Annotated in this window: 13 protein-coding genes; 6 read left to right on the top strand and 7 right to left on the bottom strand. The window is 63.6% G+C overall.

The features are described 5' to 3' along the window. The first annotated feature begins 236 nt into the window (after nucleotides 1–236). Both GRS80_RS18990 and GRS80_RS18985 read left to right on the top strand, forming a co-directional pair. Nucleotides 237–1,523 carry an adenosylhomocysteinase gene (locus tag GRS80_RS18990; protein WP_160048901.1) on the top strand — a complete coding sequence of 429 codons (1,287 nt, stop codon included), beginning with the start codon at nucleotides 237–239 and terminating at the stop codon, nucleotides 1,521–1,523. A 105-nt stretch (nucleotides 1,524–1,628) separates the two neighbouring features. Continuing rightward, nucleotides 1,629–2,312 carry a hypothetical protein gene (locus GRS80_RS18985; RefSeq protein ID WP_160048900.1) on the top strand — a complete coding sequence of 228 codons (684 nt, stop codon included), beginning with the start codon at nucleotides 1,629–1,631 and terminating at the stop codon, nucleotides 2,310–2,312. A 101-nt stretch (nucleotides 2,313–2,413) separates the two neighbouring features. On the opposite strand, the gene GRS80_RS18980 is transcribed toward GRS80_RS18985, so the two are convergent. The 5 genes from GRS80_RS18980 to GRS80_RS18960 form a co-directional block, all read right to left on the bottom strand. Next, the gene (locus GRS80_RS18980; RefSeq protein ID WP_160048899.1) at nucleotides 2,414–3,760 is read right to left on the bottom strand and encodes an oligopeptide/dipeptide ABC transporter ATP-binding protein; all 1,347 of its coding nucleotides are present in this window, start codon (nucleotides 3,758–3,760) and stop codon (nucleotides 2,414–2,416) included. After that, on the bottom strand, nucleotides 3,757–4,869 hold the full coding sequence (locus GRS80_RS18975; RefSeq protein WP_160048898.1) for an ABC transporter ATP-binding protein: 1,113 nt from the start codon (nucleotides 4,867–4,869) through the stop codon (nucleotides 3,757–3,759). Before GRS80_RS18975 ends, GRS80_RS18980 begins: the two co-directional genes overlap by 4 nt. Nucleotides 4,870–4,871: 2 nt before the next feature. Further along, nucleotides 4,872–5,870: an ABC transporter permease gene (locus GRS80_RS18970; RefSeq protein WP_160048897.1), complete on the bottom strand. Its 999-nt coding sequence runs from the start codon at nucleotides 5,868–5,870 to the stop codon at nucleotides 4,872–4,874. Between the two features lie 2 nt (nucleotides 5,871–5,872). Then, on the bottom strand, nucleotides 5,873–6,871 hold the full coding sequence (locus GRS80_RS18965; RefSeq protein ID WP_160048896.1) for an ABC transporter permease: 999 nt from the start codon (nucleotides 6,869–6,871) through the stop codon (nucleotides 5,873–5,875). Nucleotides 6,872–6,953: 82 nt separating this feature from the next. Continuing rightward, complete coding sequence (locus tag GRS80_RS18960) at nucleotides 6,954–8,618, bottom strand: ABC transporter substrate-binding protein (protein WP_160048895.1); 1,665 nt, start codon at nucleotides 8,616–8,618, stop codon at nucleotides 6,954–6,956. A 365-nt stretch (nucleotides 8,619–8,983) separates the two neighbouring features. On the opposite strand from GRS80_RS18960, the gene GRS80_RS18955 reads away from it, so the two are divergent. From GRS80_RS18955 to GRS80_RS18945, 3 genes are all read left to right on the top strand, one after another. Further along, the gene (locus tag GRS80_RS18955; protein WP_160048894.1) at nucleotides 8,984–9,403 is read left to right on the top strand and encodes a PPC domain-containing DNA-binding protein; all 420 of its coding nucleotides are present in this window, start codon (nucleotides 8,984–8,986) and stop codon (nucleotides 9,401–9,403) included. A 1-nt stretch (nucleotide 9,404) separates the two neighbouring features. Then, on the top strand, nucleotides 9,405–13,037 hold the full coding sequence (locus GRS80_RS18950) for a DNA polymerase II large subunit (protein ID WP_160048893.1): 3,633 nt from the start codon (nucleotides 9,405–9,407) through the stop codon (nucleotides 13,035–13,037). 107 nt (nucleotides 13,038–13,144) lie between these two features. Further along, entirely contained in the window at nucleotides 13,145–13,483 is a 339-nt protein-coding gene (locus GRS80_RS18945; RefSeq protein ID WP_160048892.1) for a hypothetical protein, read from the top strand. Nucleotides 13,484–13,558: 75 nt separating this feature from the next. Here GRS80_RS18945 and GRS80_RS18940 read toward each other — a convergent pair whose 3' ends face one another. Continuing rightward, nucleotides 13,559–13,777 carry a hypothetical protein gene (locus tag GRS80_RS18940; protein WP_160048891.1) on the bottom strand — a complete coding sequence of 73 codons (219 nt, stop codon included), beginning with the start codon at nucleotides 13,775–13,777 and terminating at the stop codon, nucleotides 13,559–13,561. A 309-nt stretch (nucleotides 13,778–14,086) separates the two neighbouring features. Here GRS80_RS18940 and GRS80_RS18935 point away from each other — a divergent pair, with 309 nt between their 5' ends. Next, nucleotides 14,087–14,986 (top strand): ketopantoate reductase family protein, encoded by a 900-nt coding sequence (locus tag GRS80_RS18935; protein ID WP_160048890.1) that lies wholly within the window; start codon nucleotides 14,087–14,089, stop codon nucleotides 14,984–14,986. Nucleotides 14,987–15,004: 18 nt separating this feature from the next. On the opposite strand, the gene GRS80_RS18930 is transcribed toward GRS80_RS18935, so the two are convergent. Continuing rightward, entirely contained in the window at nucleotides 15,005–15,280 is a 276-nt protein-coding gene (locus GRS80_RS18930) for a hypothetical protein (protein WP_160048889.1), read from the bottom strand. Nucleotides 15,281–15,344 lie beyond the last annotated feature (64 nt).

Below are 15,344 nucleotides of genomic sequence, written 5' to 3'. Positions count from 1 at the left end.
TTTCCGAGTTCGCTCTTCCTATCGACTCTGTGCAAACACCGCTTTCGGTGGAATGCTTCGACAACCTCTCTCATCTGGTATTTTGGCGTTTCGCTGGCGTACCAATCGATGGGTTTGTCGACCGATTCCCCGTCGATGGGTTTTGCCAGTCTTCCTAACGCGTCACAGAAACGTCTTCGAGTCGTCGCCGCATCCGCTTCGGTACCGTTTTGGCTCCGGTCTCCGTCTGTCGAGGCATGACCGACACGTACCCGCCGATCAGCGATCAGCTGGACGACCTCGAGTCCGCACAGGAGGAGGGCCGGCGCAAGATGGAGTGGGCCGCCCAACACATGCCGATCCTCGAGGTCGTCCGCGAGGAGTTCGTCGACGACCAGCCCTTCGAGGGCGAACGCATCGCGATGGCGATGCACGTCGAGGCGAAGACTGCCATCCTCGTCGAGACGCTCGCCGACGGCGGCGCGGAGGTGGCCGTCACCGGCTGTAACCCGCTGTCGACCCACGACGACGTGAGCGCGGCACTCGACACCCACGAGAACATCACCTGCTACGCGAAACGCGGCGTCGACGACGAGGAGTACTACGCCGCCATCGAGGCCGTCATCGCCCACGAGCCGACGATCACGGTCGACGACGGGATGGACCTCGTCGCCGCGATCCACGAGGACTACCCCGAACTGATCGACGGCATCGTCGGCGGGGCCGAGGAGACCACCACGGGCGTCCACCGCCTGCGCGCGATGGACGAAGATGGGGCGCTCGAGTACCCTGTCTTCGCGGTCAACGACACGCCCATGAAGCGCCTCTTCGACAACGTCCACGGCACCGGCGAGTCCTCGCTGGCCTCGATCGCGATGACGACGAACCTCTCGTGGGCCGGCAAGAACGTCGTCGTCGCCGGCTTCGGCTACTGCGGCAAGGGCGTCGCCCGCAAGGCCACCGGCCAGAACGCGAACGTCATCGTCACTGAGGTCGAGCCCCGCCGCGCGCTGGAAGCACACATGGAAGGCTACGACGTGATGCCCATGTCGGAAGCCGCCGAGGTCGGAGACGTCTTTCTCACCACGACGGGCAACCGCGACGTCATCGTCGAGGAGCACTTCGAGCGGATGCAAGACGGCGTCTTACTCGCCAACGCGGGTCACTTCGACATCGAGATCGACCTCGAGGCGCTTTCGGATCTCGCAGTCGATCGCTACGAGGCCCGCGACGGCGTCGAGGCCTACGAAATGGCGGACGGCCGCCGACTGAACGTCATCGCCGAGGGGCGACTCGTCAACCTCGCCGCGCCCGTCTCGCTCGGCCATCCGGTCGAAGTGATGGACCAGAGCTTCGGCATCCAGGCCGTCTGTGTGCGTGAACTGGTCGAGAGCGGCGACGAGTACGACGCCGGCGTCCACGACGTTCCCGACGACCTCGACAAGGAGATCGCGGAGATCAAACTCGCAGCCGAGGGCGTCGAGTTCGACTCACTCTCCGACACCCAGCGCGAGTACATGGGTAGCTGGGACCACGGAACGTAGCCCCGGCTCCACTGCGAACACACCGAGCGCTCGAGGGCGACGAGCACGTGATTTACGCTCGAGACGGCCGAAGCGCTGAATTTGGTTCGCCGGAATGGGTTGACAATGGCCGATTCGTCGTCGTCCAACTCCGCCTCCGAAACCGGTTTTCCGATCGCCCCGCTGCTCGAGCGATCCCGGATCGAGTCGGGTGGGCACCTCGAGATCGGCGTCTCGGTCTCGGGAACTGCCGCAGTCGAGGAGAACGAACTCGACGTCCTCCTTCGAGACGACCGTCTCGCACCCGGTGAGGCGATCGATCTCGGCATCTTCGTCTCGGGGACCGGGACGGTCAGGGAGAACGAACTCAGCGTCTTCTACGACGGAACCGACCTGATCGACCTCGACGACCCGGGCGTCGTCCGGCGGAGTCTGGCCGCCAGTTCGTCGGGTTCGAACGACGCCACCACCGATGGGGGTGATGGCGGTAGCTGGCCCCGATCGGTCACGGACGCACGTCGAGATCACGCGGCTTCTCTCGAGTGGAAACCGCTCGGCGGTAACGGACGCGACGAACCGGTGTACCTCCTCGAGATCAACACGCGAACGAACGCGCCACCGGGACGCTATGCGATTCCGGTGGTCTGTACGTACCGGTCCGAGTCGGGCATCAGGCAGGTCGAGAGAGTGCCGACGATCCGCGTCGTCGGCTGGCGGGAGCGGTGGGGAACGTGGATCGCCCGTGGTGCGATTGGACTCGCGCTGGTCGTCGCGGTTGCGGTGCTTTTCGTGTATCTGTTACCGATTTAATACAAACTCGCTCCAGGAAGCACCCATTCGACACGACCTCCTGCCCTCAGATACCCGAGGCGCTTCTCGGCCGAACCGTCTCGAGGCAGAACCGAGTTTCGCTACCGGTGCAGGTGACAGGCGGCCTGGTGTGTCTCGGTGCCGTATTGTGGTTCGATCTCGTAGTCGGGTCGTTCCTGGGCACAGATGCTCTCCTCGGCGAACGACTCAAGCAACAGCTCCGTCGCACTGTCCCAGTTCACGCCGTCCTCCAGTTCGGCGTCGTCGCCGTTGTCCCGGTCGGTCGCGACGAGGTCGATCGCCTCGGCGACGATTTCGCCGGCCTCGCTGCGAGGGAGATCGTCGTCGAAGAACTCGGCCCGGGTCTCGGCGGCAGTCATCGGTTCGAACGTCTGTCGTTTGACCGCCCGCATGAACGTTCGCGCGTGCTCCCACTCCTCGTCGGTCCACTCGTAGCTATCGGGCGCGATTAGCCGAGGACAACGCGTCCGGAACCGACAGCCCGACGGCGGATCGAGCGGGCTCGGCACCTCGCCCTCGAGAACGCCGCGGGCACCCCGTTCGCGCGGGTCCGGCACCGGAATCGAGTCGAGCAACGCCTTCGTGTAGGGGTGTTGGGGGTTCTCGAACAGCTCCTCTTTCTCGGCGAGTTCGACGACGTTTCCCAGGTACATCACCGCGACGCGATCTGAGAAATGTCGAATGACGGAGAGGTCGTGGGCGATAAAGAGGTAGGTCAAGCCGAACTCCTCTTGGAGTTCCTCCATCGTGTTCAGCACCTGTGCCTGGATGGAGACGTCGAGTGCGCTTACCGGCTCGTCACAGACGATAAAGTCAGGGTTGACCGACAGCGCACGGGCGAGGTTGACCCGCTGGCGTTGGCCTCCCGAGAACGCGTGTGGATGGCGGTTGTAGTGGTGTGGGTCGAGTCCGACCTTCTCGAGGAGCATCTTCGCCCGCTGTTCGCGGCCGTCGTCGTCTAACATGTCGTGGGCGCGCATCGGCTCCTCGACGATCTGGCCGATCTTCATTCGCGGATCGAGCGAGGACTGGGGGTCCTGAAAGATCATCTGGATCTCCGAGCGTTTCTGCCGGAGTGCCTCGCCGTCGAGTTCCGCCAGATCGTCGTCCTTGAAGGAGATCCGCCCCTCCGTCGGCTCGAGCAGGCGAAGGATCGTCCGGCCGAGCGTACTCTTTCCACAACCCGACTCGCCGACGAGACCGAGCGTCTCGCCGCGTCGAATCTCGAAGCTGACGTCGTCGACGGCTTTGACCTTGCTCCGGTCGACGCTGACCGGCGGAAACTCGTCGGTGTCGACCGAGAGTCCGGAGAGCAGTCCCGACTCCTGGGTGAAGTACTTCTTGAGTCCCTCGACTTCGACGAGGGGATCACCGAAGTCGACGTCCTCACCGGCCATCTCCGAGCCCAGTTCGCTCGCTCGGCTCATCGGTCCTCACCTCCGCCGGGCGTGCCGGCAGTGACCTGTGGCTCTGCCTCGAGCGGGACGCTCTCGTCGTAGCCGGCGTCGAAGACGTCGTGTTTGACGCAGGCCGCTCGATGGGGGTGGCCGTCCGCCTGGTCGACCACCGTCGCCTCGGGATGGACACGCTGACAGACTTCCTTCGCGTCGGGACAGCGTGGGTGGAATCGACAGCCCGACGGCGGGGAGATCGCTTCGGGCATCACGCCCTCGATCGGCTCGAGTTCCTCGACGGTTCGGTCGGGTCGGGGCATGGAGTTCAACAGCGCGTTGGTGTAGGGGTGTTTGGTGGCGTGAAAGAGGTCGTCGGCGGGCGCTTGCTCGACGATCTCTCCGAGATACATCACGTTCACGCGATCACAGATCTCGGCGACGACGCCCATGTCGTGGGTTACCCAGATGAAACTCGTCCCGTACTTCTCCTGGAGGTCGTCGACGAGTTCGATGATCTGTCCCTCGACGGTGACGTCTAAGGCTGTCGTCGGCTCGTCGGCGATGATGAGGCTGGGTTCACAGGCGAGTGCCATCGCGATGAGCACGCGCTGGCGCATCCCGCCGGAGAACTGGTGTGGATACTCCTCGTAGCGCTGTTTGGGGTCGGGGATGCCGACCTCCCGAAGCATGCGAATCGCCTCCCGTTTCGCTTCGCCTTTCGCCAGGTCGCGATTCAGCTCGATGAACTCGCGCAGCTGGCCGCCGACCGTGAAGACGGGGTTCAACGACTCCATCGGATCCTGGAAGATGACGGCGATCTCGTTGCCCCGAATCCGGGTGCGCATCTCCTCGTTCGAGAGCATGTCGTCGCGTCTCTGGAGGTCGCCGTCCGGTCCCTCCTCGAGCCCGAAGATCGTCTCACCCTTGTAGGTGATCTCGCCGCCGACGATCTCGCCGGGGCTCTCGATCAGCCGGAGGAGGCTCATCGACGCGATGCTTTTGCCCGCGCCGCTTTCTCCGACGAGGCCGACGATTTCGCCTTCGTGGACCTCGAAGGAGATGCCGTCGACCGCGCGCACTGTACCGGCGTCCGTAAAGAACTGCGTCTTCAGATTCTCGACGCGAAGTAGTGGTTCAGCCATGGTTAATCGTTAGTTCGTGGATCGAGCGCATCCTGGAGCCCGTCGCCGAAGAGGTTAAAGCCCATAATCGTCACGAGGATGGCCATTCCCGGCCAGATCGACAGCCAGACGTTCGAGTGCATGTATCCGTGCGAGACGTTGAGCATCTGCCCCCAGTCGGGCGTCGGCGGCTGTGCACCGAAGCCGAGAAACGACAGTCCTGCGACGATGAGGATCGTCACGCCGATCTGGAGGGTCGCGTAGACGAGTACGGGCGCGAAGCTGTTCGGGATGACGTGTCTGCGGATGATGTTTCTGTTCTTCACCCCGGAGGCTTTCGCCGCTTCGATGTAGTCCATCTCCCGGACCGACAGCACCTCGCTCCGGATAATCCGGGCAAACACGGGGATGAACGTGATGCCGACGCCGACGATGGCGTAGGTGATGTCCGGCGTTCCCCCGCTGATGAAGACCGTAAAGACGATGATGAGGATCAGCGGTGGGATCGCGTAGACGGTTTCGACCAGCCGCATCAGGACGTCGTCGACGCGGCCGCCGTAGAAGCCGGAAACCGCGCCGACGATCGTCCCGCCGACGAAGCCGATCAGCGTCGAGACGATCCCGACGCTCACCGACACCTGCGCGCCGTAGACGATTCTGGTGAAGTAATCTCGTCCGTCGGGATCGGTCCCGAGCGGGTGCGAGAGCGTTCCGTCTACGTGAAACGCCGGCGGAACGTTCCCTTCGATCTCTCCCGGCGGCGGGATGCGTTCGGGGTGATCGAATATCGGTAACGCCTCCGCCATCGCGAAGTCAGAGACCGCACCGAAGGTGAGCCGCGAGAGGTTGCTGTCGACCATCGTGTACGCCGAGACGAACAGGACGAACGCAACGACGTACAGCCCCCACCGGGCGGTCGTGTCCTGCATGACCTTGCCGAACGTGTACCGCCAGCCGAACTGCGCCTCGACGTCCTCGCTCGGTCCTCCGTCGCCGTCGAGTTGTGATTCTCCAATTGCCATCGTTACTCACGATCTCCGTAGGTGACGCGGGGATCGATGTACGCGTACGAGATGTCGGTGATGATCACGCCGATAACGAACATCGTGCCGATCACGACGGTGATCCCCATGATCAGTTGATAGTCGAGTCCGATGATCGCCTCGAGCAACAGCCGTCCGAGCCCGTTGATGTTGAAGACGTACTCGATGAGGACGGCCCCGCCGAGCGCCGTCGAGAGGTTGAGGCCGACGATCGTGATGATCGGAAGCTGGGCGACCTGGAAGGCGTGTTTCCGGAGGATCGTCCGCTCCGGGACGCCGTAGGCGCGGGCGAGTTTCACGTACTCCCCCTGGAGCGATTCGATCATCTGCGTGCGCTCGACGCGCATCAGCGTCGCCATCTGTAACGTCCCGAGTGCGACCATCGGCAACAGTAGGTGTCTGATCGTCTGGTAGAGCAACTCGGGATAGCCGCTGTAGCCGTAGTGGTCGGGCCCCCACCAGGGGTAGACCAACCCGCTCGAGGGGAGCCATCCCAGCTGTATCGCGAAGACGAGGATCAGCATGATCCCGATCCAGAACGAGGGCGTGCTGACGCCGAGAAGGGCGACGATCCGGGAGATGTGGTCGGCGGGCTCGTTGCGTCGCGTCGCGGCCAGGATGCCGAGTGGAATCGCGGTGAGGAGCGCGAACGCGTACGCCGAGACGACGAGCATCAGCGTCGGTCCGGCGCGCTGGACGACCAGATCCGTCACCGGTCGGTCGCGCTGAATGCTGTGGCCCAGATCCCCCTGGAGGAGATTCGCCATGTACGTAACGTATCGTTCGTGTATCGGCCTGTCGAGGCCGTACTGCTGTTCGACCCGCTCGATGACCTCCTGGTCGACCTGCTGGCCCTGCAACATGAGCCGCACCGGATCGCCGGGGGCCAGGTTCGCGAGGATAAACGTAATCACCGTGATCCCGATCAGAACCGGGATCGCCTGAATCAGGCGGGCGACTGTATATCGAAGTAGTCCCATTAGCTATCGTCCGTCTCTGGTGTTCGAAACGTGTGTTCGTTCGTCGGTTGCGTACTATAAAGATAACTCCGTCGAGTTCCGATTACTCGATGGAGACGTTCGAGTAACTCGAGACGAGACGCGGGTTGTACTGGACCTGCGGGTGTGGCACGAGGTCCTGGACGTAGTCACGAGAGGCCATCGTGTTGTGGAACGAGTAGGCCGGGAGCGACGGCAGCTCCTCGAGCATCTCGATCATGACGTCCTCGTAGAGGTCGTAGCGCTCGTCCTGGTCGGCCGACTGGCGGGCCGCGACGATGTTGTCGTGGAAGTCCGCGCTTCCCTCGTAGAAGTGTGCCTGGTTGATGCCCACCTGACTCTCGTGGTAGAGGTTGTAGAGGTAGGCGTCCGGGTCGGGGCCGCCGGTCCAGCCCAGCAGGTATGCCTGGAAGTCGTCCGGGCTCGGGTCCTCGTTGTAGACCGTCTGCTCGAGCAGCGGGCCGAACTCGAGCGTGACGGCCTCTGCGCCGTCGTAGCCGAGTTCGTGGAGCCGGGTGACGATCCGCTCTGCGAGGTCGCCGCGGTGGTCTCCGGGTGCGAGGATTCGTGGACTCCAGTCGTCGTCGACGGCGCCGTCGAGCAGTTCCTGGGCCTGGTCGGGGTCGTAGCTCGGATAGTACTCCTCGTGCCACTCGTCGAGCGGGAAGCCCCACTGTTCGTTCGTGATCGGCGGAATCGGCGCCGACAGCGGCTCCGCGACGTTCTCGAGACGCGACTCGACGAAGTCCGTCATCGAGAACGCGTGACAGATCCCTCTGCGAACGTCGGCGTCGCCCGTCGGTGCGTCGTCCCGACAGTTGAACGTCAGGTGCATGTACGACGGGCTCTCGGTGAGGTGGACGTCGACGCCGTCCTCGCCTTCCAGCTCGTCCCAGTCGTCGTTTGGCACGTCGGCGATTGCGTCCGTGTCCCCCGCACGGATCTCGGCGACGCGGCTCGCGGCGTCGACGTTGTCGACGAACGTAACCTCCTCGAGCTCTGGCAATTCGCCCCAGTAGTCGTCGTTGCGTTCGAGCGTAACGTACTCGTTGTGCTGGAAGTCACTCCAGACGAACGGTCCGGAGCCGACGGGGCTCGTGTTGAACGCCTCGCGCTCGTCGTCGGATTCGCGTTCGCCCTCCGGCACCACGTAGATACCCATCGTGTCCAGCTCCCACGGCCCGTACGGATGCTCGAGGTCGACCTGCACCTGATAGTCGTCGACGACTTCGGCCGACTCGATCATGTCGTACTGGGCCTCGTTGACGCTGTCTTCTTCCTGGTAGGCCATGAAGGAGTGAGCGACGTCGCTGGCGGTGACCTCCTCCCCGTTGTGGAACTCGATCCCGTCCTGGATCTCGTAGAGATACCGCGTGCCGTCGCGTTCGACGTCCGGGAAGTCGACGGCGAGCTGTGGCTCGAGGCCGAGTCCCTCGTCCCAGGTGTAGAGCCTGTCGAAGACCAGCTTGGCGACCTGCATACTGTAGGCGTCGTTGGAGTGGATCGGGTCGAAGTCCTCGTCCCGTTCTAACTCCTGGGTGAACTCCATCGTACCCGGATCGCCGGAGGCCTGCCCGTTGCCGTTTCCGTCGCCGTTCCCGGCACCGTTTCCGTCGGTACCGTTGCCGTTGCCGTTTCCACCGATGCACCCTGCGATTGCGATTGCGGAGACCGTCGCACCCGAGGCGAGCAGCCCTCGCCGGGTGAGGTCATGGTCATTAGTTCCCATGATACCGCATATTGCCGTGGGGGTAACTCTTATTAGTTTTGGTCTTTATCCGTTCAGCCATACATTCTCCCAACAATACTTGAGAAATAAATACGATCGAATACGTCCCTGTCGACTACTGTATGAATGTGTTTGCTAGTAACCCTCTACATGCATCGATGTACAGCCCTCTCCTACGGTTTACTGTCCGTCGGTACCGCCGGACCTGCGACCTGTCTGCGGGTTCGCCGGGACACCGGTACAGCAATCCGTGTCAGTGGGTTATCGATTCGGGGATCGCTCGCCGAACCGGTCATCGCTCCTGACTCCGTCGCGCTGGGGGTGACCGAACATCTTTTTCTTCCCCGCGAACACAGTATCGCCGTATGAACTATCGAGCCGTCGAAACCACGGGCGAGTACGTTGCCCGCCTCGAGACGGGGGCGGACTGGCGCGCCGAGATCGAGTCACTGGCCGAGGAGGTCGACGCCGACGCCGCGTGGTTCAGCGCGCTCGGTGCAGTCCAGGACGCCGAGTGTTGGTTCTACGACCAGGACGACTGCGAGTACTACCCGATCGAGTTCGACGAACCGCTCGAGGTCGCCAGTTGCGTTGGCAACGTCGCGCTTCTCGACGGGGATCGGTTCGCTCACACCCACGCCGTCCTCTCGGATCCCGACGGGAACGCCGTCGCCGGCCACCTGAACGCGGCGACCGTCTGGGCCGGCGAGGTCCACATGCGCGTCTTCGAAGAGCCCCTCGAGCGCGAGTACGACGAGACGACCGAACTCGACCTCTGGCTCTGAGATGCGCACGGAAGACGAACGCTACTTCGAGCGGATCGAATCGCAACTCGACGAGGCGTTCGACGTCGCCGAGCGGGCCAAAGAACGCGGTGCCGACCCCGAACCCGAGGTCGAGATCCCGGTCGCACAGGACATGGCTGACCGGGTCGAGAACATCCTCGGCATCGACGGCGTCGCCGAGCGCGTCCGCGAACTCGAGGGTGAAATGAGCCGCGAAGAGGCGGCGCTCGAACTCGCGAAGGACTTCGCGGAGGGTCGCGTCGGCGACTACGAGACGAAAGCGGGGAAAGTCGAGGGCGCGGTCCGGACGGCGGTCGCCTTGCTCACCGAAGGTGTCGTCGCCGCGCCGATCGAGGGGATCGACAAGGTCGAGATCTTAGAAAACGGCGACGGGACGGAGTTCGTCAACGTCTACTACGCCGGTCCGATCCGTTCTGCGGGCGGGACCGCACAGGCGCTGTCGGTACTCGTCGCCGACTACACGCGCGCGCTCGTAGGAATGGAACAATACGACGCCCGCGAGGAGGAGGTCGAACGCTACGCCGAGGAGATCGCCCTCTACGACAAGGAAACCGGCCTCCAGTACACACCGAAGGACAAGGAGACGAAGTTCATCGCCAAACACCTCCCGATCATGTTAGACGGGGAGGCGACCGGTGACGAGGAGGTCTCGGGCTTTCGGGACTTAGAACGGGTCGACACGAACAGCGCCCGCGGGGGGATGTGTCTCGTCGCGGCCGAAGGGATCGCGCTCAAGGCTCCAAAGATCCAACGCTACACCTCTCAACTCGACGAGATCGACTGGCCGTGGCTTCAGGATCTGATCGACGGCAACTACGACGACGAGACAGCGAACGAGGATGAGAACGAGGACGGAGACGGGGACCACCATACGGCGGACGACGGCGGGGACGAACCGGACGAACCGGCCGACGGTGACGACGCCGAGGCGTCGACCGGCCCGCCGCGGGCGGAGCCCTCGAAGAAGTTCCTCCGGGATCTGATCGCCGGCCGGCCGGTGTTCTCGCATCCAAGTGCCGAGGGCGGCTTTCGCCTTCGGTACGGCCGCGCCCGAAACCACGGCTTTGCGACGGGCGGAATCCACCCCGCGACGATGCATCTCGTCGACGACTTTCTCGCGACGGGAACCCAGATCAAGACCGAGCGTCCGGGGAAAGCCCACGGAATCATTCCGGTCGACAGCATCGACGGCCCCACCGTCAAACTCGCGAACGGCGACGTACGCCGCATCGACGACCCCGAGGAGGCCCTCGAGATCAGAAACGGCGTCGAGAAGATTCTGGACACCGGGGAGTATCTGGTCAACTACGGTGAGTTCGTCGAGAACAACCACTCGCTCTCGCCGGCGTCGTACGTCTACGAGTGGTGGATCAAGGATCTCGAGGCCGCCGGCGCGGACGTCCAGGCCCTGAAAGACGACCCCCGGATCGACCTCGAGTTCCCCGACCCGGCGGAAGCGCTCGAGTGGGCCTTCGAGTACGACGCGCCGTTGCATCCCCAGTACACCTACCTCTGGCACGACCTCTCGGTCGACGCGTTTTGTGCACTCTCGGATGCGGTTTCCGACGGCTGGGTCGAGGGCGACCCCGACGAGGGGACGCTCGTCCTCGAGTACGCCGAGGCGACCCGGGAGGCCCTCGAGACGATCATCGTCGAGCATCGCCAGCGTCCCGACGAGGGGCGGATCGAACTCGACGAGTGGCGGCCGTTCGTCCGGACTGTCGGCTGCGAGCCCCGCCGAACGGTCGCCGACGGCGCCGCGGTCGATCACGACAGCCGCGAACGCCAACCCAGTATCGAACTCGAGCGCACGTGGACCGTCGATGGCCTCTCCGAGCGCGCCCGAACCTGGGGTCACGAGACCGACGGGGACAACGCCATCGAGGCGGTCAACGAGGTCGCACCCTTCGCGGTTCGCGAACGGTCGCCGACGCGAGTCGGAAACCGGATGGGTAGGCCGGAGAAATCGGAGCGCCGCGACCTGAGTCCGCCCGTTCACACGCTGTTTCCGATCGGCGAAGCCGGCGGCGCACAGCGAAACGTCGCCGACGCTGCCTCGCATACGGAGACGATGTCCGACACGCCCGGCGTCGTCGAACTACAGATCGGCCGCCAGCGCTGTGAGAGCTGTGGCACGGAGACGTTCGAGAACCGTTGTCCGGACTGTGGCGACCGGACGGTCCCGGACTACCGCTGTCCCGACTGTGAGCAGGTCATCGAACCCGACGAGGCCGGTCGCGTCGAGTGTGGCCACTGCGGGGTCGAGGCCACCTGTGTCGAGACCCGTGAGGTCGACGTCCACGGTGAGTACCGCGATGCCCTCGAGTCCGTCGGCGAACGCGAGAACGCCTTCGAGATCCTCAAAGGCGTCAAGGGACTCACCTCGGCGAACAAGATCCCCGAGCCGATGGAGAAGGGAATTCTCAGGGCGAAACACGACGTCTCGGCGTTCAAAGACGGGACCGTCCGCTACGACATGACCGACCTCCCGGTCACGTCGGTTCGCGCGAGCGAACTCGACGTCGACGTCGGCCAGCTGCAGGCGCTCGGTTACGAGGAAGACATCCACGGCGAAGCGCTCGTCCACGAGGATCAACTGGTCGAACTCAACGTTCAGGACGTCGTCCTCTCCGATGGCGCGGCCGAGCACATGATGCAGACGGCCGACTTCATCGACGACCTCTTAGCGCAGTACTACGGGCTCGAGCCGTTCTACGAACTCGAGGATCGCCAGGACCTCGTCGGCGAGTTGGTGTTCGGGATGGCACCCCACACGAGCGCGGCAACTGTCGGGAGGGTGATTGGTTTCACAAGCGCGGCGGTCGGGTACGCGCATCCGTACTTTCACGCCGCTAAGCGTCGAAATTGTGACGGAGACGAGGACTGCGTAATGTTGCTCATGGACGGCCTTCTGAACTTTAGTATAAGTTTCTTGCCAGATCAACGTGGCGGGCGTATGGACGCACCTCTCGTCATGTCCTCGAGGATCGACCCCTCCGAGATCGACGACGAGGCCCACAACATGGACATCGTTTCGGAGTACCCCCGAGAGTTCTACCTCGCCACGCTCGAGCAGGCCGACCCCGGCGAGGTGGATGTCCAGATCGCCGAGGACACCCTCGGTACCGACGGCGAGTACACCGGCTTCGAGCACACCCACGACACCACCGACATCGCCATGGGGCCCGACCTCTCGGCGTACAAGACGCTCGGTTCGATGATGGACAAGATGGACGCCCAACTCGAACTCGCGCGAAAACTCGAGGCAGTCGACGAGACCGACGTCGCAGAGCGGGTCATCGAATACCACTTCCTGCCGGACCTGATCGGGAACCTGCGAGCGTTTTCCCGGCAGGAAACGCGGTGTCTCGACTGCGGGGAGAAGTTCAGGCGGATGCCACTGACCGGCGACTGCCGCGAGTGTGGCGGGCGGGTCAATCTCACCGTCCACAAGGGCTCGGTGAACAAGTACATGCAGACGGCGATCAATGTCGCCGAGGAGTACGACTGTCGCGACTACACGAAACAGCGTCTCGAGGTGCTGGAGAAATCCCTCGAGAGTATCTTCGAGAACGACAAGAACAAGCAAAGCGGGATCGAGGACTTCATGTAGGATCGCGTTCGGTCTCGTGATCCCGAAAGTACCCGTTTCAGCACCGGCAGCGACCGCTCGGACAATGCGCGCTGTGTCTTTATCGGCGGCGGCGTCCGAGTTCGAGTATGGTACAAACTGGCGAGACGCCGGCGGAGCAAGGCGAGGAGGAGGCCATCGAGACGGTCGAATCGCTCAACTCCGGACAGACGGTGTATGACGAGGACGGCAACGAACTCGGCCGCGTTCGGAGCTTCGAGCGAAGCGGATTTTTCGTCACGACGCGCGAGGGTGCCGAAGCGATGAGCATCGAGCACGCCCGATCGGGCCACGAGTTCGGCGAGGCCCACCTGATGTGGCGGTGTATGGAGTGTGGCGAGATGGGCGCGATTACCGACGGGTTCCCCGACGAGTGTCCGAACTGCGATACTGGACGCGAAGATCTGATGTACTGGACCGAAGACTGAGACGGGTTACTGTCAGTCAGTTCCGGCGCGACCGTAATCGCAGGACGGGTCACGCTGGTAAATCGTTGTACACGTTCAGTCTTCCTCCCAGTAGTACAGATCTTCTTTCGGACTCGCACACGCGGGACACTCCGCTGGAAGCGTGTCCCTTTCTTGAAGGCGCCCCATCTCGCCGCAGTTGCCACACCGCCACATGCGATACTCCTGCTGTGCGGGTTCACTGGGCTCGCCGATCGGGATCTCGGTCTCCTCCTTGTTCGTAAGTTCGCCGGATGACCGGTCGTTGAAGCTCATTAGTCTCCCTCTACGCGCCATGGTATGTTAACCTATACCATAGCTATACTCGTTGCTGACTTTCACCCGAAGCGTACCATCTGAACGATACTCGAAACCGAATTTACTCGGACGCGGTCCCGAAACGGTTCGCCACTTCGATATCGATCTCCGTGCTCGGGAACCCTACATTCAATATAGCGCTATATAATTTATCGGGGGCTGTTTCACCTCGACCGCTGTCGATGACCTGGTTTCGGAATCCGGCCGGGATGACGCCTCACGCCCGGGAGGCGAACCGTTTTTATCGCGCTCGTGCCACCTCGAGCCATGGAGACTGTCGTGTTCGGCGCTGGCAGTCTTGGCAGCCTCATCGGCGGGATACTCGCTCGCAGCCACGACGTAACGCTCGTCGCTCGCGAAGATCACGTCCGCACCGTTCGTGAATCGGGACTTCGGGTAACGGGCGAACTCCAGACGACGGTGTGGCCGAGCGCAACGACCGACGGACGGGACCTCGAGGCGAAACTCGCGGTCGTCACCGTCAAAGCCGCCGGCACTACGTCGGCCGCCGAAACACTCGCGACCGGGGCGTTCGACGCCGTCCTCTCGCTTCAAAACGGGATGGGAAACGAGGAAACGCTCGCGGATCGGCTCGAGACACCGGTGCTCGCCGGTACGGCGACGTACGGTGCGATCCTCCGGGAACCGGGCGTCGTGGCGTGTACCGGGCTCGGAGACGTCGTTCTCGGCCCGCGAGACGGCGGTTCGTCCGAACTCGCCGATCGAGTCGGCGAGGCGTTCGCCGCGGCCGGCCTCGAGACGACCGTCGCCGACGATATGCCCCGTCGACTGTGGGAGAAACTGGCCGTCAACGCCGGGATCAACCCGGTGACGGCGCTTTCGGACGTCGACAACGGGGCCGTCCTCGAGTCGCCCGCAAGCGATCTCGCCCGCAGGGCGACCCGTGAGACGGTGCGTGTCGCTCGAGCGTGTGACGTCTCACTCTCGAACCGGGAGGCACTCGCGGTGATGGAGCGCGTCGCCGCGGACACCGCGGCGAACACCTCTTCGATGCGCCAGGACGTTCACGCCGGACGACGGACCGAGATCGACGCGATCAACGGCTACGTGGTCGACCGGGCGGACGAACTGGGGCTCGAGGTACCGACGAACCGGACGCTCACGTCGCTGATCCGGACGTGGGAACGGGGTGGCAACCTCCGGTAGTATCCGACGAGACGTCGATCAATCGCAGGCCGACGTTGCGGGTGCCGCCGATCTGAGTTCGGGGTACTCTTCGACGCCCGCGTACTCGAGGACGGTCTCCCCGAGGGTGTCGACACGCTCTGTGACGTCGTCCTCGACGATTTCACCGTCCTCGAACGCCGCGTGGGAGTTCGGTATCCCGACCTGGTGGGGTACCGTCCAGGCGTTGAGCGCCCGCGACACCGAGCGTGAGTGCTCGAGCGGGTTCCGTCGGCGGAGTCCGATACGGGCACCGACGGGTGAAATCGAGTTCACCCGCGGGAGCGTGCTCTCGCAGTGGCTCTGTACGGCTGGCTCGCCTCGAGTAAAATACCACAAA

The sequence above is a fragment of the Natrialba sp. INN-245 genome, from assembly GCF_009807105.1.
In the GTDB taxonomy this organism is placed as follows: Archaea; Halobacteriota; Halobacteria; order Halobacteriales; family Natrialbaceae; genus Natrarchaeobius; species Natrarchaeobius swarupiae.
This window is presented reverse-complemented; position numbering and strand designations above follow the sequence as displayed.